22 protein-coding genes are annotated in these 22,958 nt (G+C 65.9%); 11 read left to right on the forward strand and 11 right to left on the reverse strand.

What is annotated here, in order from left to right; genetic code table 11:
• Positions 1-12: 12 nt before the first annotated feature.
• The 6 genes from GU920_RS06370 to GU920_RS06395 all read right to left on the reverse strand — a co-directional run bounded on the left by GU920_RS06370 (position 13) and on the right by GU920_RS06395 (position 6,360).
• Positions 13-1,737 carry a heparinase II/III family protein gene (locus GU920_RS06370; protein WP_161766090.1) on the reverse strand — a complete coding sequence of 575 codons (1,725 nt, stop codon included), beginning with the start codon at positions 1,735-1,737 and terminating at the stop codon, positions 13-15.
• Positions 1,738-1,860: 123 nt separating this feature from the next.
• Complete coding sequence (locus tag GU920_RS06375; RefSeq protein ID WP_161766091.1) at positions 1,861-3,006, reverse strand: saccharopine dehydrogenase family protein; 1,146 nt, start codon at positions 3,004-3,006, stop codon at positions 1,861-1,863.
• An 88-nt stretch (positions 3,007-3,094) separates the two neighbouring features.
• Entirely contained in the window at positions 3,095-4,144 is a 1,050-nt protein-coding gene (locus GU920_RS06380; RefSeq protein WP_161766092.1) for a saccharopine dehydrogenase, read from the reverse strand.
• Positions 4,145-4,222: 78 nt separating this feature from the next.
• Positions 4,223-5,011: an exodeoxyribonuclease III gene (locus GU920_RS06385; RefSeq protein WP_161766093.1), complete on the reverse strand. Its 789-nt coding sequence runs from the start codon at positions 5,009-5,011 to the stop codon at positions 4,223-4,225.
• Positions 5,012-5,080: 69 nt separating this feature from the next.
• Positions 5,081-5,392 carry a hypothetical protein gene (locus tag GU920_RS06390; protein ID WP_161766094.1) on the reverse strand — a complete coding sequence of 104 codons (312 nt, stop codon included), beginning with the start codon at positions 5,390-5,392 and terminating at the stop codon, positions 5,081-5,083.
• A 281-nt stretch (positions 5,393-5,673) separates the two neighbouring features.
• Entirely contained in the window at positions 5,674-6,360 is a 687-nt protein-coding gene (locus tag GU920_RS06395; protein WP_161766095.1) for a response regulator transcription factor, read from the reverse strand.
• A 147-nt stretch (positions 6,361-6,507) separates the two neighbouring features.
• Between GU920_RS06395 and ribA the strand changes: the two genes are divergently transcribed.
• From ribA to GU920_RS06410, 3 genes are read left to right on the forward strand one after another with little or no spacing between them, the layout of a single operon-like run.
• A complete protein-coding gene (gene ribA, locus GU920_RS06400) occupies positions 6,508-7,614 on the forward strand; it encodes a GTP cyclohydrolase II (protein WP_201743980.1) in 1,107 nt (368 codons plus the stop codon).
• Between the two features lie 41 nt (positions 7,615-7,655).
• Positions 7,656-8,120: a L,D-transpeptidase family protein gene (locus GU920_RS06405; RefSeq protein WP_161766554.1), complete on the forward strand. Its 465-nt coding sequence runs from the start codon at positions 7,656-7,658 to the stop codon at positions 8,118-8,120.
• 60 nt (positions 8,121-8,180) lie between these two features.
• A complete protein-coding gene (locus GU920_RS06410; RefSeq protein ID WP_161766096.1) occupies positions 8,181-10,064 on the forward strand; it encodes an amylosucrase in 1,884 nt (627 codons plus the stop codon).
• A gap of 27 nt (positions 10,065-10,091) precedes the next feature.
• Here GU920_RS06410 and GU920_RS06415 read toward each other — a convergent pair whose 3' ends face one another.
• On the reverse strand, positions 10,092-10,745 hold the full coding sequence (locus GU920_RS06415; RefSeq protein ID WP_161766097.1) for a YggS family pyridoxal phosphate-dependent enzyme: 654 nt from the start codon (positions 10,743-10,745) through the stop codon (positions 10,092-10,094).
• Here GU920_RS06415 and GU920_RS06420 point away from each other — a divergent pair.
• On the forward strand, positions 10,744-10,893 hold the full coding sequence (locus GU920_RS06420) for a hypothetical protein (RefSeq protein ID WP_161766098.1): 150 nt from the start codon (positions 10,744-10,746) through the stop codon (positions 10,891-10,893). The genes GU920_RS06415 and GU920_RS06420 overlap by 2 nt on opposite strands.
• A gap of 48 nt (positions 10,894-10,941) precedes the next feature.
• On the opposite strand, the gene GU920_RS06425 is transcribed toward GU920_RS06420, so the two are convergent.
• Positions 10,942-11,868: a porin gene (locus GU920_RS06425; protein WP_161766099.1), complete on the reverse strand. Its 927-nt coding sequence runs from the start codon at positions 11,866-11,868 to the stop codon at positions 10,942-10,944.
• A gap of 559 nt (positions 11,869-12,427) precedes the next feature.
• On the reverse strand, positions 12,428-13,360 hold the full coding sequence (locus GU920_RS06430; RefSeq protein WP_161766100.1) for a porin: 933 nt from the start codon (positions 13,358-13,360) through the stop codon (positions 12,428-12,430).
• Positions 13,361-13,722: 362 nt separating this feature from the next.
• Between GU920_RS06430 and GU920_RS06435 the strand changes: the two genes are divergently transcribed.
• From GU920_RS06435 to holA, 4 genes are all read left to right on the forward strand, one after another.
• On the forward strand, positions 13,723-14,277 hold the full coding sequence (locus GU920_RS06435; RefSeq protein WP_161766101.1) for a DUF3576 domain-containing protein: 555 nt from the start codon (positions 13,723-13,725) through the stop codon (positions 14,275-14,277).
• Between the two features lie 77 nt (positions 14,278-14,354).
• Positions 14,355-16,910 (forward strand): leucine--tRNA ligase, encoded by a 2,556-nt coding sequence (gene leuS, locus GU920_RS06440; protein WP_161766102.1) that lies wholly within the window; start codon positions 14,355-14,357, stop codon positions 16,908-16,910.
• The gene (gene lptE, locus GU920_RS06445; protein ID WP_161766103.1) at positions 16,897-17,409 is read left to right on the forward strand and encodes an LPS assembly lipoprotein LptE; all 513 of its coding nucleotides are present in this window, start codon (positions 16,897-16,899) and stop codon (positions 17,407-17,409) included. Before leuS ends, lptE begins: the two co-directional genes overlap by 14 nt.
• The gene (gene holA / locus GU920_RS06450; RefSeq protein WP_161766104.1) at positions 17,406-18,422 is read left to right on the forward strand and encodes a DNA polymerase III subunit delta; all 1,017 of its coding nucleotides are present in this window, start codon (positions 17,406-17,408) and stop codon (positions 18,420-18,422) included. The genes lptE and holA overlap by 4 nt, the downstream gene beginning before the upstream one ends.
• 51 nt (positions 18,423-18,473) lie before the next feature.
• Here holA and GU920_RS06455 read toward each other — a convergent pair whose 3' ends face one another.
• Positions 18,474-19,487: an AbrB family transcriptional regulator gene (locus tag GU920_RS06455; protein ID WP_161766555.1), complete on the reverse strand. Its 1,014-nt coding sequence runs from the start codon at positions 19,485-19,487 to the stop codon at positions 18,474-18,476.
• A gap of 99 nt (positions 19,488-19,586) precedes the next feature.
• On the opposite strand from GU920_RS06455, the gene GU920_RS06460 reads away from it, so the two are divergent.
• From GU920_RS06460 to tcuB, 3 genes are read left to right on the forward strand one after another with little or no spacing between them, the layout of a single operon-like run.
• Positions 19,587-20,255 (forward strand): GntR family transcriptional regulator, encoded by a 669-nt coding sequence (locus tag GU920_RS06460; protein WP_161766105.1) that lies wholly within the window; start codon positions 19,587-19,589, stop codon positions 20,253-20,255.
• Positions 20,252-21,643 carry an FAD-dependent tricarballylate dehydrogenase TcuA gene (gene tcuA / locus GU920_RS06465; RefSeq protein ID WP_161766106.1) on the forward strand — a complete coding sequence of 464 codons (1,392 nt, stop codon included), beginning with the start codon at positions 20,252-20,254 and terminating at the stop codon, positions 21,641-21,643. The genes GU920_RS06460 and tcuA overlap by 4 nt, the downstream gene beginning before the upstream one ends.
• A 1-nt stretch (position 21,644) precedes the next feature.
• Positions 21,645-22,730 (forward strand): tricarballylate utilization 4Fe-4S protein TcuB, encoded by a 1,086-nt coding sequence (gene tcuB / locus GU920_RS06470; RefSeq protein ID WP_161766556.1) that lies wholly within the window; start codon positions 21,645-21,647, stop codon positions 22,728-22,730.
• 6 nt (positions 22,731-22,736) lie between these two features.
• On the opposite strand, the gene GU920_RS06475 is transcribed toward tcuB, so the two are convergent.
• Positions 22,737-22,922, reverse strand: a complete 186-nt coding sequence (locus GU920_RS06475) for a hypothetical protein (protein WP_161766107.1) — start codon at positions 22,920-22,922, stop codon at positions 22,737-22,739.
• Positions 22,923-22,958: the final 36 nt, after the last annotated feature.

Here is a 22,958-nt window from a genome sequence, read left to right on the forward strand (position 1 = left end):
CTACGGATACGGTCAGTCCGGAACCGCCAATTCCTCACGGTCCAGATCGCGGATGGCGAGCGGAGTATCCTGTGCCTTGGCCAAGGTCCAGCCGATCCGGGTTTCAAAGCCCACCGCTGCGCTGGAAAGCACGATTTGCCGCGCCGCACGCGGCTGCAATCGCCCTTTTTCCAGATAGACCGATGGATCAAGCGTCAGTTTGCCAATCCCGTCGTGGCGAAAGACCCAGATCTCGCCGGATTTCAGCGCCATGGAAACGGCATTCCCGCCCATGTCCAGCGCCACATCCACATCGGGGTGCAGATGGAAGCGGATCGCGAAACCGATCCCTTCGGGCTGCTGGGCCAGTATGGCGGCAAGCCGCCGGCGATCGCCCGCACCGCGCGCCTCGAGCATGTCGGTGCCGGTCACGCGCCGCCCCTGCGGATCCAGCGTCAGGATTCGGGCATGGATCAGCCCATGGCTGGCCTGCCATCCGGCATGGGCCACCGACAGGTGATGGCCGCCCGCATCCTGCGCCATCTGCACCTGCGTGACCATGGCACGCGCCACGAATTCCGGGCCCTCCTTGCCCAGCCGCGACGATGACGATCCGTCCAGCGCAAGGGTGGAATGGGACGCGGTCGCCCGGCCCGCCAATTGCCAATCCGCGCCGAACGGCTGGCCCGACCCGCAGCTGACGATCATCGGGCGGCGGCCCGAGGTCAGTTCGAACGCAAGGGTGGAGGCGTGCGCCTCGCCCCCGGCGCGGCCTTCGGGGGGGGCGGCGGCGTCGATGATCACGCTGGTGCGGCCAGAGGCCAGCCGCGCGAAGCCCATGGCAGGCCGCCCCTGCACCGCCGGGGCCTTGATCCCCGATGCCGCCAGCGCGGCGTCCAGACGCCCCTCGATCCCGCGCCCGCCGCCATGGAACCGCGCAAGCCCGCCATCGGCATGGCGCAGCGCCCGCAGCGTGGGCGCGATGCGGGCGATGGCTTGCGTCACCGCGGGTGGAATATCGCGGCCTGCCTCGCGCAGGGCCTGCGACGCCCAGTTGAGCAGGGTGAACACGTCCAGCAGATGTTCGGGATTGCGCGTCGGGATGCCGCCTTCGGCATCCACCTCGCTGCGGCAGTCGCGCGCCAGCGCGGCAATGGCGGACCGCACCAGCCCTGCCTTCCCCTCCAGCGCCAGCGCCGCCACGATCAGCCCGGTCAGCGCCTCGAACCGGGGCAGGCCGGGCGCCGCGCGCGACCAGCGCCGCGCCAGATAATGCGTCTGCACCGTCAGCGCGCGGAAATAGGCATCCGCCGCCGCCTTGTCCTGCCCCTGCAGCAAGAGCATCGCGTGGTTGACCCAGCGGATCAGGCGCCGCCCCGTCAGATCGGGCGTCCAGCCCGGCCCCTGACCCCGCCCGAACCGCGCGATCCAGCCCTGCGTCCAGTCCTGCGCACGCTTGCGCGCAGCGCCGTCACCGAAGGCCGCCAGATCATCCAGCCAGACAAAGCCATGCATCTCGGCCGAAAAGGCCGCATCCGGGGCCGCCACGTCCCAGATCACCGTGCCGGGGGCCTGCACCAGCTTGCCCGCAAAGAGGAAATTGCCGGCAACGATCTGCCGCCCGCGCGCGAACAACCCGATGGAGCGTGGTTCCGGCTGCGACCGAAACGCCAGCGCCGGGCGGGCAAGACCGGCCCGCCACACGGCAAGGCGGTTGCCAAAGCTTCCCGTCGGTCTGTCATGCGTGATGACGGCCATGCCTCGCCCGTATCTTCGTGCTGCCCGGTCTTGCGACTCTGCCCGGCTGTCCCCCGGATCTTGGCAGCAGTGTACCCGGGCCGGGGGGCGGATGTCACCTCACATCCGCCCGACCCTGACCCGTCACTTCGCCAGATGATCCACCCGCTCCAGATACTGGGCCAGGCCGCGGATCTGCCCCATCCAGGCGTCGATCAGCCGGGGATCATGCGGCGCGGCGTGCACGCCTGCCGGAATTTCGCGCGCAAGCACCGATTCGACCGCCATCGACACCGGCACCGACACCAGCCGCGCCATCGCCGTGCCGCGCGCGTCGCCCCAGGCATCCATCGCCCATTCCTCGTGCCAGACCACCCGCCCGTCACGCTCTGCCTTCAGCGCAACGAAAAGAACCACGCGATCGGGTTCGCCTTCGTCATAGGAGTTTTCGGCCCAGAACTGCGCCGCCATCTCGGCCAGGCGGGCATCGCCTGCGGGGCCTTCCAGCGTTTCGATCTCGCGGAACACCGGCCCCCACGCCTCGGCCCAGCCGTTCAGGCGGATCGTGCCGCGCACGAAATCGCGCACCTGCCAATCGGGATCAAAGCGGTAATCCGCCATGAAGGGATAGCTGTCGCGGTTGGGATAGACCTCAAAACTTTCAGGGGTGGGCAGCGGCGCGTCATAGGCGGTGATCGCGTCCCATGGCCGGTTGACCCGCAATTCGCTGAAATTCCGCAAGCTGCGCGACGGCGAGCGCAGCGCCTTGAGCACACCCAGCGGCGACCAGCTGAACTTGTAGCGGAAGGCGTTCGGGATCTTTGGCACCCCGCCGCAATAGGAGGTGAAGGAAAGCACATTCTTCGCGTCATAGGCCGCGGCAGCGCGGTAGCGGGCCACAAGATCATGCGCCATCAGATGGTCGATGCCGGGGTCAAGGCCCACTTCATTGACCGAACACAGGCCCTTTTCGCGAAACTCCCCATCCAGCGCCCGCATCTCCGGCGCGATGTAGGAGGAAGAGACGAAATGCGCCCCCCGCGACAGGCAGGCCTTGGCGATACCCACATGCTGATCGGCAGGCAGCATGGAGATGGCCAGATCGCCGGGTTCCAGCGCGGCGGTCAGCGCCTCAAGGCTGTAGGGGCGGATGTCCTGCGTCAGATCGCCCACCGCCTCGCGCGCCTTCTCGACCGTGCGGTTCCACACCACCACCTTTTGGCCGCCCTCGATCAGCCGCCGCAGGCCGGGAACCGAGGAAAGCCCTGTGCCGCACCAATGGATCGTCATCTCTTCACCCTCCTGCGCGGGGCGCCTGCCCCGCAAAAATCTTCAAAGATTTTTGCAAATTCCTTGAACGGAATTTGTTCCCCAAGCGTCACAGCCCCGCGCTGTGCCGGTCGTATTCGGCCTTTGCCCGCCCCCAGACGCCCGCCGACAGGTCGGTCAGCGTCCGAAGGCTGGGCAAAAGCTGGCCTGCGTAATCCTCGCTGCTTTCCACCGGCAGGAGCGAGGGCAGGTTGTCGATGGCCGTCACATCCAGCGGCGGGTTGTCGGCCACGCGCAGGGCGGGCGCCGCCCAATCCGTGGCGCGGTCATACACCTTGATGGGCGAGAAGTCCGACGTCGGATCGCAGGCGATATCCCCGATCACGGTCAGCTTGCGCGGGGCGGTCTTGGCGGTTGCGGGCACGAAGACCGGGCAACCGGGGCGCGCAAGGATGCAGTTGAGGAAAATCTCATGCTCCAGCACCTGCGGGAACGGGCCGCCGCTGGCGGTTTCGGCCATGTCCCATTTCGTCACCGCGACACCCATCTGGGTGCAGAGGTCCGCCGCCCCCGTCCCCACGCGCCCCAAGGCACCGATGACGATGGCGCGTGGCCGCGCCATGCCCGCCAATTCCTGCGTCAGATCGGCGATCAGCGCCGCGCGGCCAGGATATTTGGCAACCGGCCCGGCGATGCCGCCCCGCTGCTGCGCCGCCCAGCATTTCAGGCTGACCGCCGCCCCCGCGAACCCCGCCCAATAGCCAAAGGCCGCCACGCGCCGCCCATTTTCATCGACCAGATATTCCAGATCATACAGCGTGCCGCCCCCGGCCTTGAACCGCTTCAGCAGTTCACGCCCCGCGGGCTGCCCCTTGTAGGCGTGGCCGAACATGATGTGGCGATGGGTCAGGGGCGTGCCATCCTCGGGCAGTTCCTTCAGGCCGAAGATGATGGCATCGGCAGGGGCGTAGGGCCACAGGTTTTCGGCCACGATATCGCAACCGGCCGCACGGTAGCCGTCAATCGCGATGGCGCGCACCGATGACTGCTCGACCGTCACGCGGATGCCCGCCCGGATCAGCGCCGCCGCACCATCCGGCGTCAGGCCCACCCGTTCTTCATTCGGGCGCTGTTCCGCCCGGACCCAGAGATGTGTCATGTCCTGCCTTTCGTCTTCTGGCGGACAGCCCTATCAGACTGGGCCGCCGGGAAAAGATGGGCCGCCGGGAAAAGCGCGTCAGAGATCGAAGGTCGCAAAGACCGGCACATGATCGGACGGCTGATCCCACCCCCTGCAGGGGCGCAGGATGCGGCTGCCATGGCCTGCGCTCGCGATGTCGGGCGTGGCCCAGATGTGATCAAGCCGCCGCCCCTTGTCGGCCGCATCCCAATCCGCCGCGCGATAGGACCACCAAGAATAAAGCAGGCCCTGCGGGATGTCCTGCCGGGTGATATCCACCCAGCGTCCCGCCTCTTGCGTCTGGGCAAGATGCTCCACCTCGATCGGCGTATGGCTGACGATCTTCAAAAGCTGCTTGTGCGACCACACGTCATCTTCGCGCGGGGCGATGTTCAGATCGCCCACAAGGATGGATCGCTCTGGCCTGTCGGCGTGGAACCTGTCGCGCATGTGCGTCAGGAAATCGAGCTTCTGGCCAAACTTCTCATTCTCGGTGCGGTCCGGAATGTCACCGCCCGCGGGGACATAGCAGTTGTGGATCACCACCCCGTTCTCCAGCCGCGCCGCCACATGCCGGGCATGGCCCAGACCCGCGAAATCGTCCGACCCCGCATCGGTGATCGGCAGCTTCGACAGGATCGCCACGCCGTTATAGCCCTTCTGCCCGCGCGCAACCATGTGCGTGTAGCCCAGCGCCTGAAACTGTTCGAAGGGGATCTTCTCGACCGGGCTCTTGCACTCTTGCAGGCAGAGGATATCCGGCCCCTCTTCGCGCATCAGCCGTGCGACCAGCCCCTCGCGCAGGCGGACCGAGTTGATGTTCCAGGTGGCGAGGGTGAAGGGCATGGCGGGCTCCGGCTTTTGGGACGGCAGACCCTAGGGCCGACCGTCCCAAGGCTCAAGTCCGCAATCGGATCAATCGCTGATCGTGAAGGTGTTGATCTCGCACAGGTTCTGCGACTTGCTGGCTTCGGTGCCATCATCCGCCACGAACCGCAGATCATAGTCGCAGACGTCCAGCCCGTCCGCGATGGTGACGTCGCCCGACATGCCCGGTTCCACCGCATCGACCGTCAGGATGTTTTCACCCCAAAGCTCTTCATCGACGGGCGAGACGTTCATTTCCACGATGGTGTAGGAGCTGTCATTGACAAGGGTGAACACAAGATCTTCCGCAAGGGCAGGCGTGGCGACAAGGGTCGCAAAAGCCAGTAGTCCGATACGCATGAGGCACTCCGGTTACATGCAGCCGCACCCTCCGTGCGGCCTGCAAGCCATAGCGCAAGTTATGGCCGGAAATGTGTCTTGTTTTGCGATACGAACGTATAGGATTGCCCGTCATGCGCGGGCGGAAGAAGGACGGGTAAAAAAAGGCCGGGCGCAAGGCCCGGCCAAGTCCAACAGGGAGGATGCCGTGCCATAACCCCGACACGGCAAGGGGAACCTTGGGTGAGACAAACGTCTCACATCAGCCTGAATAGAACATGAATCAGGCCAATTTTTGAAGATCACGCGACCAATCTGTAACCACCGCTTTCCGTCACCAGCAGGCGGGCATTCGACGGATCGGGTTCGATTTTCTGCCGCAGCCGGTAGATGTGGGTTTCCAGCGTGTGGGTTGTGACCCCCGCATTGTAACCCCACACCTCGTGCAGCAGCACGTCGCGTGCGACCACGCCCTGCTGCGCGCGGTACAAGTATTTGAGAATATTGGTTTCTTTTTCGGTGAGACGAATCTTCTTTTCCTTTTCGTCCACCAGCATCTTCTGGGCGGGCTTGAAGGTGTAGGGGCCAAGCTGGAAGATCGCGTCTTCGGACTGTTCATGCTGGCGCAGTTGCGCCCTGATGCGCGCAAGCAACACCGGGAACTTGAATGGCTTGGTCACATAGTCATTCGCCCCCGCATCCAGCCCGAGGATGGTGTCGGCATCCGAATCATGCCCCGTCAGCATGAGCACGGGGCATTTGACCCCTGCCTTGCGCATCCGGCGGCACAGTTCCCGCCCGTCCGTATCCGGCAGACCCACGTCGAGGATCACCAGATCGTAAAGGCCGACCTTTGCCTTTTCCATTCCTTCGGCACCCGTGCGGGCCTCGAAGACATCGAAGTCTTCGGTCATCACCAGCTGTTCGCTCAGCGCCTCGCGCAGATCGTCATCATCATCGACCAGCAGGATCTTTCGCAGGGTGCCCATGGAAGCCTCCGTATTCGTCTTCTGCGGTCCACATGCGCCCCGGTCGCGGCGGCGACAAGAATTGCAACGCGGATTTCACGCGGTCGTGTCGCCCTGTGTGGGAATGTTTCAATTTTCTGCGCTTAGGCCTAGATAGGGGCAGAGGACATGATGAACACCACCCGCCCCACCCTTGCGCCCACCATCGTCGAACGCCTGTCGCGGGCGCGGGGCGACCTGCGCATGGGCGTGCCCGTGGTGATGACGGGGGATGGCCGCGCCATGCTGGTGGTGGCGGTCGAGGCGCTGGATACCGCCCGGCTGACGGCGCTGCGCGGCCTTGGTCAGCCGGAACTGGCGCTGACGGCGCGGCGGGCCGAAACGCTCAAGACCCCGGCCTATGACGGCGACATCGCCCGCATCCTGGTGCCCGAAGGCATGGGGGTGGATTGGCTGCGCGCGCTGGCCGATCCGGCGGATGATCTGCGCATGCCATTGAAAGGGCCGCTGCGCGCGCTGCGGGACGGATCGTCGGCGCTGCACCGCGCGGCGCTGCAGCTGGTGAAATCGGCGCATCTTCTGCCTGCCGCGTTGCTGGTGCCTGTGACCCACGGCCTGACGCTGGCCGAGGAAAACGCCCTGACCCTGCTGCCGCTGGCCGAGATCGCGCCGGAACTGGCGCGCATGTCGCCGCTGCATCCCGTCGTAAATGCCCGCCTGCCCATGCAGGCGGCGCAGGCGGGGCGCGTGCATATCTTCCGCCCCGAGGATGGCGCCGAGGAACATTACGCCATAGAGATCGGCAAGCCTGACCGCAGCCAACCCGTGCTGGCGCGGCTCCATTCGGCCTGTTTCACCGGCGATGTGCTGGGCAGCCTGAAATGCGACTGCGGCCCGCAGCTGCGCGCCGCACTGGCGCAGATGGGCGAGGAAGGGGCGGGCGTTCTGCTCTACCTCAACCAAGAGGGGCGCGGGATCGGGCTGGCCAACAAGATGCGCGCCTATTCGTTGCAGGATCAGGGTTTCGACACGGTCGAGGCAAACCACCGCTTGGGCTTTGAAGATGACGAACGCGATTTCCGCATCGGCGCGGGCCTTCTGCGCAGGATGGGGTTTTCAGCGGTGCGGCTGTTGACGAACAACCCGCGCAAGATCGCGATGATGGAATCCTGCGGTGTCGCGGTGGCCGAGCGGGTGCCGCTGAAAGTGGGCAAGACGCGCGAGAACGCCGCCTATCTGGCGACCAAGGCCGCGAAGTCCGGGCATCTGCTGTGAAGCCGTCCGATCTCGTTGTCACGCGCTGGGGCGCGCGCTTCATGGGGCGAAGGTTTCCCTGCTCCATCGGCAGGGGCGGCATCCTGCCCGCCCGGGCAAAGCGCGAGGGCGACGGTGCGACGCCCACCGGGGTGCATCGGTTCGTGGGCATGCTCTACCGTCCTGACCGGCTATCGCAGACGCAGCTGCCCGACTGGGCGCTGCCCTTCGGCCCCTCCGACCTGTGGTCGGATGACCCGCGCGATCCCGATTACAACCTGATGGTCCGCGCGCCGCATGGCTGGTCGCATGAACGGCTGACCCGGCCCGATCCGATGTATGACCTGATCCTCCTGACAGACTGGAACTGGCCGCAGGCCGAACCGGGGCGCGGATCGGCGATCTTTGTCCACACCTGGCGGCGCCCCCGGCACGCCACGGCGGGTTGCGTGGGCTTTTCGCGGGCCGATCTCCTGTGGATTGCAAACCGCATAAGGCATGAAAGCCGGTTGATCATCCGCGCCTGAACAGGCTTTCCAAAACGCTTTGGAAGACCTAATCTCCCCTCGGACCGCGGGGAGGGGATCATGGTGCGCAAGCCATCGCCGGATGACGACATCTTTGATCTGCGCCTCGCCCGCAGTGCGCCCGACCTCTGGCCGATGCTAACGGCGCTGTATTCCGGCCACCCCGGCTATGCCGCCTTTTGCACGGCGCTGGAAAAGGCGATGCGCAAGGCCTGGGCCGACCGCGCGCCCGATCTGAAACGGTTGGATCTGAAGCGCGATCTGGAACCCGACTGGTTCCAGCGCCCCGATATGGCGGGCTATGTCTTCTACATCGACCGCTTTGCCGGCACCCTGCCCAAGGTTCTGGAAAAGCTGGATTATCTGGAAGAACTGGGCATCAGCTACGTGCATTTCATGCCCTGCCTGAAGCCCCGCCCGGGCGACAGCGACGGCGGCTATTCGGTGATGGACTACCGCGCCATCAACCCCGCCTACGGCACCATGGCGGATTTCGAGACGGTCACCGCAGAACTGCGCAAGCGCGGCATTTCTGTCTGCATCGACCTTGTCCTGAACCACACCGCCAAAGAGCACGCCTGGGCGAAGAAGGCCGCGAAGGGCGATCCGACCTATCAGGATTACTACCTGATGTTCGACAGCCCCGATCTTCCAAAGCGCTATGAGGAAACGTTGGTCGAGGTTTTCCCCGATAACGCGCCCGGCAATTTCACCCATTACCCCGCTTTCGGGAAATGGGTCTGGACCACCTTCAACGAACATCAGTGGGATCTGAACTGGGCCAATCCGCAGGTGTTTCTGGAGATCGCGGAGATCATGCTCTTCCTCGCCAATCGCGGCGTGGATGTGCTGCGGCTGGATGCGGTGGCCTTCATGTGGAAGCGGATGGGCACCCGCTGCCAGTCGGAGCCCGAGGTCCACATGCTGCTGCAGGCCCTGCGGGCCGTGTGCCGGATCGCCTGCCCTGCCGTGATCCATCTGGCCGAGGCCATCGTCGCGCCCGCCGAGATGCTGCCCTATCTGGGGCGCGGGCGGCATGATGGCAAGGAAGGGAACCTTGCCTATCACAACAGCCTCATGGTGCAGTTCTGGTCCGCGCTCGCCACCCGCGACACGCGGCTGATGACCCATGTGATGGGCACCCATTTCCCCGACCGGCTGACGAACGCGACCTATGCCACCTATATCCGCTGCCATGACGATATCGGCTGGGCCGTGACGGATGAGGATGCGGCGGCGCAGGGGCTGTCTGGGCCCGCGCACCGGGCCTTCCTGTCGGATTTCTACGACGGCACCTTCCCCGGCAGCTTCGCCCGTGGCGCGCTGTTTCAGGAGAACCCGGCCACCGGGGACAAGCGGATATCGGGCAGTTTCGCCAGCCTCGCCGGGCTGGAAAAGGCCATCGCCGAAGGCGATCCGGCAGGGGCGGATCTGGCCGTGCAGCGCATCCTGATGGGCCACGCGCTGATCGCCGCTTGGGGCGGCATCCCGCTTGTCTATATGGGCGATGAACTGGCCCTGCTGAACGATCACGGCTATCGCGATGTGGCCGAACATGCCCATGACAGCCGCTGGATCCACCGCCCGCGCATGGATTGGCAGGCGGCAGAGGGGCGGCATGACGGGCAGACACCCGCCGCCCGCGTCTGGCGGGGGCTGCGCCACATCCTGGCCCGGCGCCGCGCCATCCCCGCCCTTCACGCCGCGCATCCCATCCGCGTCGTGCCGTGCGAGGTGCCACAGCTGTTCGCCTTCCGGCGCGACGCGCCGACAGGCACGGTGCTCTGCCTGTTCAACTTCGCCGAAAGCTGGGCCCATCTGCCCGAGGGTTTCGCGCGCGCACAAGGTGCCGCGCGGCTGCATGATCTTCTGTCAGATAACCCGGTGGAGGCGCATCACGGCAACATCGCCCTGCCGCCCTATGGGCGGGTCTGGCTGGCGTAGGATGGGCAGCATTGCCCATCCTACCGGTCAGCCATAATTCCGCGCGCCAAAGATCGCCGAACCCACCCGCACATGGGTGGCCCCTGCCGCGATCGCCGCTTCGAAATCCCCGCTCATCCCCATCGAGAGGCCGGTCAAACCGTTCCGCGCCGCCATTTCGGCCAGCGTGGCGAAATGCGGGGTGCTGTCGTCGCCCTCGGGCGGGATGCACATCAGGCCCCGGATGGGCAGGTCCATCGCGATGCAGCTCGCCAGAAACCCATCCACATCCCCCGGCAGGACGCCCGCCTTCTGCGGCTCCTCCCCTGTGTTGACCTGCACGAACAATGCGGGGCAGCGTCCCCGATCCTGTGCCAGACGGGCCAGCTTTTCCGCCAGCGAGGGGCGGTCCACCGTGTGGATCGCATCGAAAAGATCCACAGCCACCTTCGCCTTGTTCGTCTGCAACGGGCCGATCATGTGCACCTCCACCGCCCCGAACCGCGCGCGCAGGTCGGGCCATTTGCCCGCCGCTTCCTGCACGTAGTTTTCGCCAAAGATGCGGTGGCCCGCCTCGAGCACCGCGACCACCCGTTCCAGCGGCTGCACCTTGGATACGGCGATCAGCGTGACCGATCCTTCGGCCCGCCCTGCCGCGCGCTCTGCCGCGCTGATCCGCGCGCTGATCTCTGCCAGTGCCATGAAACCCTCCGTGCCTTTGTCGCATCTGGATCATAGCGCCGCGCGGAAGGGAAGCGAGGATGCGGCCCGCGGGGCAGATGATCCGGGCCGTCGCGCCATCACGGGGGCGCCGACCGACAGGCTGTCGCGCAGGCATCGCCGCACGTGAAAAGAGCGGGCTTTCGCCCGCTCTTTTACATGGGCCAAAGGGGCCGGATCAGAAGTTGAAGCGGACGCCCAGGTCGGCAGCGGTGTTGCCGTTGAAGTCGCCCTGGATCGAACCCGACAGACGGGCGCCTTCACCCAGCGCATAGTCGGCACCGATGCCGTAGGCGGTGTCCGGGTCGTTTTCACGATCCGACAGGTAGGCGCGCACGGTGGTCGCCCCGAAGGTGTAGTTCCCGTAGATGGTCGCCTGGTTGCCACGGTCAACGCCACCGGCCGTGGTGCCGTTGTCGTAGTAGTTCAGGCCGACATTGGCCGCATCGTTGATCGCATAGGCCGCGCCGATGAAGGCGATGTCGTTGCCGACGATGCCCGCCGCGTCCGAGGTGAAGGCAGCAGCCACGGTGAACTGGCCAGCGGTGTAGTCAGCCGCGATGCCGATTTCTTCCGAAATGCCTACCGGCAGCGTCGAAACGGTCTGGTCGGGGTTCACGTACGAGAAGTACAGGTTCGCGCCGCCGAAGGAGTAGGTCGCCGACACGCCCATATAGTTAGCCGGGCCAACCTTGCTGTTATAGGCAAAGAAGGCGGCTTCGCTGTCGCCGAAGGACGAGTCCTGATAGCCCATTTCCGAGTTGTAGGTCAGCGCGACCGAGTCGAACGCGGTGTCGACGTTGCCGACCGAGACCGTGAAGCCCGAGAAGCTGGCGCTGAAGCGGGCGTTGTTGCCGACCGTGGCGACGTCGCCGTCATCGTTCTGGAACCGCAGGCGGGCGCCGAAGGTCACGCCGGCATCGGTTTCGGTCGTGGCGTCGATGTTGAAGCGCAGACGCGACGAGATGATGGTGTCGGACAGGCCGGCGCCACGGTTTTCAACATACTCGGCACCGAAACGGCCGTAGCCCGAGATGGTCACTTCGGCGGCGGCGGCCGATGCACCGGCGACGAACATCGTCGTCGCAAGCAGCACTTTTTTCATTGGTATTCTCCTTACTAGGTAATGAAGCGATGGGGGGAACCTACTCTTGCTTGGCTGGAATGATAAAGCGTTATGGATCGGACTGTGTTGATTAACAATTGTTAACGATGCATTCCCGCCACAGTGTTGCCACAGGACAGGGGGCAGAACGGCCTCTCTGCAGCGGGGAAACACTGGATTCATGTCGTTATTTCAATGCCTTGCCGGTTTCCGGGCTGGGTGGCCGGCCTGATGCCGGCGCACCCTGCCCCGGACGATCCGCCCGCGGTCAGGGTGCTGGCCCAGGTCACAGATACGCAGATCCCGTGATCCTGCGGATGATTCCCGTCATGATTGCATGTCGTGCAGAATGATTGCGCGTGAAGGGGGCAGATCGCGGGCGCCCGTCCCGAGATGCGCCCGCCCATGACACGCCCGCGACGGGGCTGACGCCACCACTGCGCCGCCACTTGCCGGCCAAAGCCTGTGCGATGCCAGCGTACCCCTCCCCGAAAGCAGGGGCAGAAATGCAGAAGAGCGGGCTTTCGCCCGCTCTTCAAACTTGGCCTAGGCCATCAACTCAGAAGTTGAAGCGCACGCCCAGGTCGGCAACGGTTTCGCTGGCGAAGCCCGACTGGATCGAGCCCGACAGACGGGTGCCTTCGCCCAGCGCGTAGTCAGCGCCGATGCCGAACGCGGTGTTCGAAGCGCCTTCCAGATCCGACGCGTAAGCGCGGACGGTGGTCGCACCGAAGGTGTAGTTGCCGTACAGGGTGACCTGGTCGCCAACGTCAACGCCAGCGATCGTGCCGTTGTCGTAGTAGTTCAGGCCGACGTTCGCCACGTCGCTGATCGCGTAGGCAGCGCCGAGGAAGGCGATGTCGTTGTCAGCGATGCCAGCCGCGTCAGCGGTGTAGGCAGCAGCGATCTTGAACTGGCCGACGCTGTAGTCGAAAGCCAGACCGACTTCTTCGTTGGTGCCGACGGGCAGCGTCGAAACGCGCTGATCCGGGTTCACGTACGAGAAGTAGAAGTTCGCATCGCCGAAGGAGTAGGTCGCGGCAACGCCCATGTAGCCAGCGGCACCAGCCGGGATCGCCTTCGACGCATAGGCGAAGAACGACGCTTGGCTATCACCGAAGGACGAATCTTCGTAGCCCATTTCCGAGTCGTAGGTCAGCGCGACCGAGTCGAACGCGGTGTCGACGTTGCCGACCGAGACCGTGAAGCCCGAGAAGCTGGCCGAGAACTTGGCGTTGTTGCCAACGGTCTGGGTGTCGCCGTCATCGTTCTGGAAACGCAGACGGGCGCCGAAGGTCACGCCGGCATCGGTTTCGGTCGTGGCATCGACGTTGAAGCGCAGACGCGACGAGATGATGGTGTCGGACAGGCCGACGCCACGGTCTTCAACGTATTGCGCACCGAAACGGCCGTAGCCCGAGATGGTCACTTCGGCGGCGGCGACGCCGGCGGTGGCGACCAGCATCGTGGTAGCGATCAGAGTCTTTTTCATCGTTTTCCCTCGTTGACTTAAGGAATGCCCAACCAAGGGGAATCCGGGTTGGGGATGAATTGTTAATCATTCCTAAAGCCCCCGATTGCAACGACAGACGCTTTACGAAAGTTAATCCCAAGTTTCGTGGTGCAGTCTTGCCACAGTGTATTTCACGGTACACCGTGCCGCCCGGCCCGCCCTGCCGGACCGGGCGTAGGGGGCCTTTTGGGGCCACTTCGCGCGTTTGCGCGCGCGGCATCCCCTTTTGCGCGCGCAAACTGTGGCGGCGCAGCGGGTGCGCGGCGCGCAGTTTCGGGGAAAGGCCTTGGCACACCCGTGGCGGTGGGCTAGACAACGACCAAGGGCATACGGGGGCATATATGAACGTGCATCGTTTGGCAGGGTTGGCGCTGGCCGGTGTCGTGGCGGTTTCGCTGTCCGCGTGCGGCAGCGGCATCGCCAGTGGCGACAGCGGGCTTTTCCGGCGCAACGCAGCCGCGGCTCCGGCGCAGGAAACGGCCGAGACGCGCCAGCGCGCCGCATCGCAGCGCGCCGCGCAGGATCGCACGGTGCGCGGACAGACGGACAGTTCTTCGATCTTCAACCTGTTCCGCAACGGCGACAATCCGAACACCACGGTCGAGGTGAACAAGTACCTCTGGGTTGCCGCGCAGGATGTGCTGAACTTCCTGCCCATCGAATCGGTCGATCCCTTCACCGGCGTCATCGTCACCGGCTTTGGCACGCCCCCGGGCGGTGGCCGCGCCTACCGTGCGACGATCTATGTGCAGGACCCGGCGCTGGATGCGCGCAGCCTGAAGGTGGCGCTGCAAAGCTCGGGCGGTGGTGCGGTTGATCCCGGCACCGTGCGAGCGATCGAGGATGCGATCCTGACCCGCGCGCGCCAGCTGCGGATTCAGGACGCCAACCTGTAAGCCGCCCTCCCGCGATCACTGGACCTTGGCGGCGCGCCTTGTATAACGGCGCGCAGCCAGAAGTCTGGGGATCACCAATGTCGCGCTACGAACCCGCCGTCACCGAACCGAAATGGCAATCCGCCTGGGATCAGGCCGGGGCCTTCACGGCGCGGCGCGATCCGGCCAAGCCCAAATATTACGTGCTGGAGATGTTCCCCTATCCGTCGGGGCGCATCCACATGGGCCATGTGCGCAACTACACGATGGGCGATGTGGTGGCGCGGCAGAAGGCGGCGGCGGGGTATTCCGTGCTGCATCCGATGGGCTGGGATGCCTTCGGGATGCCTGCCGAGAACGCCGCGATGGAACGCGGCGGCCACCCCAAGGACTGGACCTATTCCAACATCGCCGACATGCGCGCGCAGATGAAACCGCTGGGCCTGTCCATCGACTGGAGCCGCGAATTCGCCACCTGCGACCCGGAATATTACGGCCAGCAGCAGGCCATGTTCATCGACATGATGGAAGCCGGGCTGATTTACCGCAAGAACGCGGTGGTGAACTGGGACCCGGTCGATATGACGGTGCTCGCCAACGAACAGGTGATCGACGGCAAGGGCTGGCGGTCCGGCGCGGCGGTGGAGCGGCGCGAACTCACCCAGTGGTTCTTCAAGATCTCCGACTATTCCGAAGAGCTGCTCACCGCGCTGGATGGCCTGACCGACTGGCCCGAGAAGGTGCGGCTGATGCAGGCCAACTGGATCGGCAAGTCGCGCGGGCTGCAATTCGGCTTTGAAACCGTGGGCGCGCCCGCGGGCTTTGACCGGCTTGAGGTTTACACCACCCGCCCCGATACGCTGATGGGCGCGTCCTTCGCCGCCATCAGCCCGGACCACCCGCTGGCCAAGGCGCTGGAACATGACCCCAAGGTCGCAGCCTTCGTCGCCGAATGTCGCAAGGGCGGCACCAGCGCGGAAGAGATCGAGACGGCGGAAAAGATCGGCTATGACACGGGCATCCGGGTGAAGCACCCGCTCGACCCGGCATGGGAACTGCCGGTCTGGATCGCCAACTTCATCCTGATGGATTACGGCACCGGCGCCATCTTCGGCTGTCCCGCCCATGACCAGCGCGATTTCGATTTCGCCACCAAGTACGGCCTGCCGATCAAGGCCGTCTTCGTCACCGAAGGCACGCCGGACACCCCCCTAGCCGAGGCGTTCGTGCCGATGAAATCCGAACGGGTTTCCTACGTCCGCGGCTTTGCGGGCAGCGAAACCCAAACCGGCGAAGAGGCGATTGCTGCCGCCATTTCCCACGCCGAAACAAACGGTTACGGTAAGGGCGTGACAAAGTATCGCCTGCGCGACTGGGGCATCTCGCGCCAGCGCTATTGGGGCTGCCCGATCCCGGTGATCCATTGCGCCACCTGCGGCGTGGTGCCAGAGCGGAAAGAGAACCTACCCGTCACCCTGCCCGATGACGTGACCTTCGATCAGCCGGGCAATCCGCTGGATCGCCACCCCACATGGCGCGATTGCACCTGCCCGAAATGCGGCGCGGCCGCCCGGCGCGAAACGGACACGATGGATACCTTCGTGGATTCAAGCTGGTATTACGCCCGCTTCACCGCGCCGCGCGCCACCACGCCGACCGTGGCGGAAGATGCCGATTACTGGATGAACGTCGATCAGTATATCGGCGGCATCGAACACGCGATCCTGCACCTGCTCTATTCCCGCTTCTTCGCCCGCGCGATGGCCAAGACCGGCCATCTGCCGCCCAAGGCGGTGGAGCCGTTCAACGCGCTGTTCACCCAAGGCATGGTGACGCATGAGATCTACCTCACGCGCGATGCCGCAGGGCGGCCCGTCTACCACCTGCCCGAGGACGTGATCCGCAGCGAGGCGGGCGCCACGCTGAAGGACGGCACGGCGGTCGAGATCATCCCTTCGGCCAAGATGTCCAAGTCGAAGAAGAACGTCGTCGATCCCATGAACATCATCGCCCAGTTCGGCGCCGATACCGCGCGCTGGTTCGTGATGTCCGACAGCCCGCCCGAACGCGATGTGGAATGGACGGCATCGGGGGCCGAAGCCGCCTACAAACACCTCAACCGCGTCTGGCGCATCGCCGATGAGATCGCCCGCAGCGATGCCCCGGCCAACACGGCCGAGGATGCAGCGCTGGCCCGCGCCACCGCCCGCGCGGTGGATGAGGTGACGAAGGGGATCGAAGGCTTTGCCTTCAACAAGGCCATCGCCAAGCTTTACGAATTCACCAACGCCCTGCAACGCTCGCAGGCGGGTGCCGCCGCCAAGTGCGATGCGATGCGCGTGCTGGCGCAGCTCATGCAACCCATGACACCCCATCTGGCCGAAGAGGTCTGGTCGATGCTGGGCGGGGCAGGTCTGGTGACCCAGACCGCGTGGCCCAAGGCGGACCCTGCCCTTCTGGTGGATGACAGCGTCACCCTGCCCATCCAGATCAACGGCAAGCGGCGGGCGGAAATCACCGTTCCCAAGGACATGGCCGCCGCAGAGGTTGAAAAGATCGCGCTCGCGGATGATGCTGTGATCAAGTTCCTCGCCGGGCAGCCGGTGAAGAAGATCATCGTGGTTCCGGGGCGCATCATCAATGTCGTGGTCTGACCAACACTCGCTGCCCGGCCGCCGCCTGTTTCTGATGGGCCTTGCCGCCCTGCCGCTGGCCGCCTGCGGCTTTACCCCGGCCTATGGGCCGGGCGGTGGCGCAGGGGCCTTGCGAGGCCGGGTCGCGGTGCAGGCGCCAGTGACGAAGGCGGATTTCGATTTCGTCGCCCGCCTCGAATCCCGGCTCGGCCGTGGCGAGGCCCCGGCTTACGATCTGGGCTACGCCATTTCGGCCACGCGCCAATCGGGCGGGATCACCGCCGATAACGAGACCACCCGCTACACCCTGCGCGGCACCGCGACATGGACACTGACCGACCGCGCCACCGCAACCCGCGTGGCGGGCGGCGAGGTCAGCGCCTTCACCTCATGGTCTGCCACAGGGACCACGGTCGCCGGCCTGTCGGCCGAAGATGACGCCGCGCGCCGCCTGTCGGTCATGCTGGCCGATCAGGTGATGATCCGCCTTCTCGCCGCCGCAGCCACGCTGGCGCGATGATCCTCAAGGGCATCGAGGCCACGCGCTATTTTGCGCGCCCCGATCCGGGCAAGGCGGGACTGCTGATCTTCGGCGCCGATACGATGCGCGTGGCCCTGCGGCGGCAAGAGGTGATCGCCGCCCTGATCGGCCCAGAGGGCGAGGCCGAGATGCGCCTAACCCGCATCCCCGCCGCCGACCTGCGCAAGGATGGCGCGCTGCTTCTGGATGCGATCAAGGCGCAGGGCTTCTTCCCCGGCCCCCGGGTCGCCTTTGTCGAAGACGCGGCCGATGGCCTGACCCCCACCATCACCACGGCGCTGGCCGAATGGCGGCCGGGCGATGCGCAGATCATCGTCACCGCAGGCGGGCTGACGGGCAAATCCGCGCTGAAAACCCTGTTCGAAAAGCACCCCGCCGCCTATGCCATCGGCCTTTACGATGATCCCCCCTCGCGTGAGGAAATCGAAGACGCCCTGAAACGCGCGGGCCTCACCGCCATCGACCGCGAGGCGCTGACCGATCTGAACGCCTTGGGCCGCGCGCTGGATCCAGGCGATTTCCGCCAGACGGTGGAAAAGATCGCGCTCTACAAGTTCGGGGATGCCACACCGCTGACGCCTGCGGAAATCGCGGCCCTCGCCCCTTCGACGGTCGAGGCAGAGGTGGACGATCTGGTTGTCGCCGTCGCCGACCGCAAGGCGCAGGAGATCGGCCCGCTGCTGCGCAGGCTGGAAGGGCAGGGCACACTGCCGGTGACCCTGTGCATCCAGACGATGCGCCACTTCCGCGCCCTGCACATGGCCGTCAGCGAACCGGGCGGCGCGGCGGCGGCCATCGGCCGGATGCGCGGCATCCCCTTCAAGGCGCGCGACACCCTGATCCGGCAGGCGCAGAACTGGTCACGCGACCGTCTGGAAGAGGCGATCGCCCATCTTCTAGAAACCGATCTGACGCTGCGATCCGCGTCGCGCGCGCCGGGGATGGCCGTGATGGAACGCGCCTTGATCCGGCTGGCCATGATGCGCGGCTAGCCCGGGCATTGCCCGCGATCCCTGTCCTGTCGCACCCACGCTTTCGCGGCGCTACCTGCCACGCCCATTCGCGCGCAGCACCCTGCGCACCAGCGGCGCGCCCACGATCACGGTCACAATGCGCACCAGATGGTGCAGGATCACAAAGCCCAGATCTGCCCCCGCCACCAGCGCCAGAACCGTCATTTCCGCCTGCCCACCGGGCGCAAAGGCCAAGAACCCCTCGACCGGCGCGGCCAGCCCGCTCAGGACCGCGATCTCGGTGAACAGCGCCGCCAGCACGGCCAGCACCGCCACAAAGGCCAGCCCCGACAGCACATAGCCCCGCAACTCGCGCAGCGTCACACCCACATACTGCACCCCCACACCCAGCCCGATGAACAGTTGCGCCACCAGAATGGCCTCTGTCGGCGGGCGCGCATGGATCAGCCCTGTCAGGGAAAGCACCGCCGCCGCGATCATCGGCCCAAGGATCGCCGCCCCGAACAGACCCGCCCGCTCGGCCCCTTTCCAGCCGACGACCGCCGCCACCCCCATCAACGCCAGTTCCGACAGGGGGATGTCCCGCGCCGGTTCACCGATGGCCCCGCTCAGGCTGGCGCCATAGAGAAACACAAGGATCAGGGGGGCCAAGGTCACGATCATCAGCACCCGCGTGGCATGGATCAAGGCCAAGGCGCGGACATCGCCCCCCGCTTCCTGCCCGAAGGCCAGCATGTCCGACAGCCCGCCCGGCATCGCCGCGAACCATGCGGTGGCCGGATCATGGCCCAGACGTCGGAAGAAGGGATATCCCACCGCCCCGATGGCGGCGACATAGACCGGCACCAGCGCCACGCTGCCCGCCATCTGCGGGATGCGCTCCACCACCTCGGGCGTGATGGACGCGCCGACCGCCACGCCAAGGATTGTCCGCGCCGCCTTTGACAGGGGCCCCATCCCGCGCAGTGGCGCCCCCATCAGCGCCACCAGAAGACAGGCCAGCATCGGCCCGAACAGGAACGGCAGCGGCAACCCCGCCAGATGGAACAGCCCAGCGCCCAGCAGGGCAATCCCAAGGGTCATCCCGCGGCGGGCCAATTGATCGGGCACGATCACACTCCTTGCCCTGATATGTATCCAACTGTATACACATGGACACACCGCAATCAAGCGAGTCGTCTGATGCGCGAACCCATCGAAGGACCACAGGGCCAGGGCGCCTATCGCCGCCTGCTGGACGACATTCGCGACGGCCGTCTTCTGCCCGGCACTCGCCTGCGCGAAACCGATCTGGCCGATCGGCTGGGCATCAGCCGCACCCCGGTGCGCGAGGCGATCCGCCAGCTTGAAGCCGATGGTCTGGTCATCCACCTGCCCCGGCAGGGGGCCACCATCCGCAGCCTCGACTATGCCGAGGTGATCGAGCTTTACGAGATGCGCGCCGTGCTGGAGGGCACCGCCGCCCGGCTTGCCGCCCGGGTCGCGTCAGAGGTGGAGCTTGCCGAACTGACATCGCTCAACACGGCGTTGGCCAGCGATCCCGCCGGGCCAGAGGCCCAGCAGATCAACCGCCAGTTCCACCGCACGCTTCTCGATGCCGCGCGCAACCGGTTTCTGGTGAAATCCATGAACGCCCTGCGCAAGACGATGATGATCCTCGGCCCCACCACCCTGTCCGATCCCGCCCGCGCCGCAGAGGCCGTGGCAGAACACGCCACTCTCCTTGCCGCCCTTCAGGCCCGCGATGCCGCCGGGGCCGAGGCCGCCATGCGCACCCATGTCGAACACGCCCTCTCTGCCCGCATCCGGGGGATGCGCGGGCGCGAACTGCCCGATGAGGATGACACATGACGCGCTGGCCCGAAGTCTTTGATCTGGCCGTCGTGGGGGGCGGCAATGCCGCCCTTTGCGCCGCCATAACGGCGGCCGAGGCCGGGGCAAAGGTGCTGATCCTTGAAGGGGCGCCCTTGGCCTATCGCGGCGGCAATTCCCGCCACACCCGGAATTTCCGCTGCATGCACAGGGGGCCGATGTTCCCCCTGACCGGCGCCTATGAGGAAGAGGAGTATTTCAACGACCTACTCCTCGTGACCAAGGGCAAGACCGACGAACACCTCGCCCGCATGGTGATACGCGCCTCCGAGGAATGCCTGCCGTGGATGCAATCCCACGGCGTGCGCTTTCAGCCGTCGCTGTCCGGCACGCTCAGCCTGTCGCGGACCAATGCCTTCTTCCTTGGTGGCGGCAAGGCGCTGGTGAACGCCTATTACCGCACCGCCGCCGATCTTGGCATCGCCATCGCCTATGAGGCGCAGGTCATCCATGTGCATCGCGACGGCGACCGCATCACCCATCTGGAAACCGAAATCGCGGGCCAGCCCACCACCGTGCGCGCGCGGGCCTTCGTCCTTGCCTCGGGTGGCTTTCAGGCCGATCTCGACTGGCTCGCCCGCGCTTGGGGGCCCGCCGCGCGCAATTTCCTGATCCGCGGCACCCCCTACAATCGCGGCGTGGTCCTGCGCGACATGCTGGATCAGGGGGCCGAATCCGTGGGCGACCCCACCCAATGCCACGCCGTCGCCATCGACGGCCGCGCCCCGAAATATGACGGCGGCATCGTCACCCGGCTGGATTGCGTGCCCTTCTCCATCGTCGTGAACCGCGACGGCGACCGCTTCTATGACGAGGGCGAGGATGTCTGGCCCAAACGCTATGCCATCTGGGGCCGCCTGGTGGCCGCCCAGCCCGATCAGGTGGGCTATGCGATCATCGACCACAAATCCATCGACCTGTTCATGCCTTCGGTCTTTCCACCCGTAAAGGCCGACACGATCGAAGGCCTGGCCACCCAGATGGGCCTTGACCCCACCGCCCTGCGCCGCACGGTGGATGGCTTCAACGCCGCCTGCCAGCCCGGCCCCTTCCACCCCACCGAACTGGACGGTCTGCGCACCCAAGGGCTGAACGTGCCCAAAACCAACTGGGCGCGGCCCATCGACACCGCCCCCTTCTACGGCTACCAGCTTCGCCCCGGCGTGACCTTCACCTATCTGGGGCTGAAGGTGGACACCCGCGCGCAGGTCCATGCTGCAGAAGGCCCGATCCGCAATCTCTGGGCGGCGGGCGAGATCATGGCCGGCTCCATCCTCGGGCAAGGCTATCTTGCCGGTTTCGGCATGACCATCGGCACCGTTTTCGGCCGCATCGCAGGACAGGAGGCCGCCGCCCATGTCGCTTGACATGCCCCCCAAAATTGCACCGCAGGCCGAGGCGCGCCGCCAGATGGAAATCTGCAACGCCTGCCGCTATTGCGAAGGCTTCTGCGCCGTCTTCCCCGCCATGACGCGGCAAAAGGCCTTTGCAGATGGCGACCTCACCCATCTGGCGAACCTCTGCCACAACTGCCGGGGGTGCTATTACGCCTGCCAGTATACCGAACCGCATGAATTCGCCCTGAACATCCCCGCCGCGCTGGCCGAGGTGCGGGCGGACAGCTGGGAACGCCTCGCCCGCCCCCGCGCGCTTGCCCGGCTGTTCCAGACCCACGGCACCGCCATGGCCGCGCTGGCCGTCGTGGCGCTGGCCTTCTTCTTCTGGGCGCTTGCGGCGCTGCGGCCCGCGGAGGGCGCGGGCTTTTACGCCCATCTCGCCCACAACACGATGATCGCCATCTTCATCCCGGCCTTCCTTGCCCCCCTTGCCCTGATCGCGCTGTCGCTGCGCGACTACTGGCATGAGGTGGGCGGCGGCCGCATCCGCCTGTCCCACCTGTTCCAAGCCCTCCACGCCGCCGCCCGGATGAAGAACCTCTCGGGCGGACATGGAGAGGGGTGCAATTTCGAAGACGCCGACCGCTTCTCCGACCGCCGCCGCCAGTTCCATCACCTGATGATGTACGGCTTCCTGCTGTGCTTCGCCTCCACCGCCAGCGGCACGGTGATGCACTACGCCTTTGCGTGGGAAGCCCCCTATCCCCTCTGGTCCCCGCCCAAGCTGCTGGGCATCCCCGGCGGTCTCATGATGGTGGCAGGCGCCGCCGGTCTGGCCTGGCTCAAGACCAAGGCCGATCCCGCCCTCGGTGCCGCCCGCGTCTGGGGGGGCGAGATGGCCTTCATCCTGCTGCTGGGATCCGTCGCCCTTACCGGCCTTGCGCTCTATGCCGCCACCGGGACGGGCCTAGTCGGCCCGCTTCTGGCCATCCATCTGGCGACGGTGCTGGTCCTGTTCCTGCTGATGCCGTTTTCCAAGATGGTCCACGGCTTCTATCGCCTTGCCGCCCTGGTGGCCGAGGCGGGCAAACCCGCCCCTGCAGGCGGCGGCGAATAGCGGCGGTCAAGCCGCCATGGCCCCGGTCGCCGGCGCCGCTGCCACCGGCAGGCGCGCCTCACCCGCCATCAACGCCTCGACTGCGCGCAGCTGCTGCGCCGGGGTCAGGCACCCCTCTTCGATCCGCGCCGACAGCGCCGCCGCACGGGCGCGAAAGGCCCAAAGATCAGACAGATAACGGATAACGGACATGGCTGTTCCCTGCATCGCTTGCAGGAAACAGCCCTA

This window comes from Paragemmobacter ruber, from assembly GCF_009908315.1.
GTDB lineage: Bacteria > Pseudomonadota > Alphaproteobacteria > Rhodobacterales > Rhodobacteraceae > Paragemmobacter > Paragemmobacter ruber.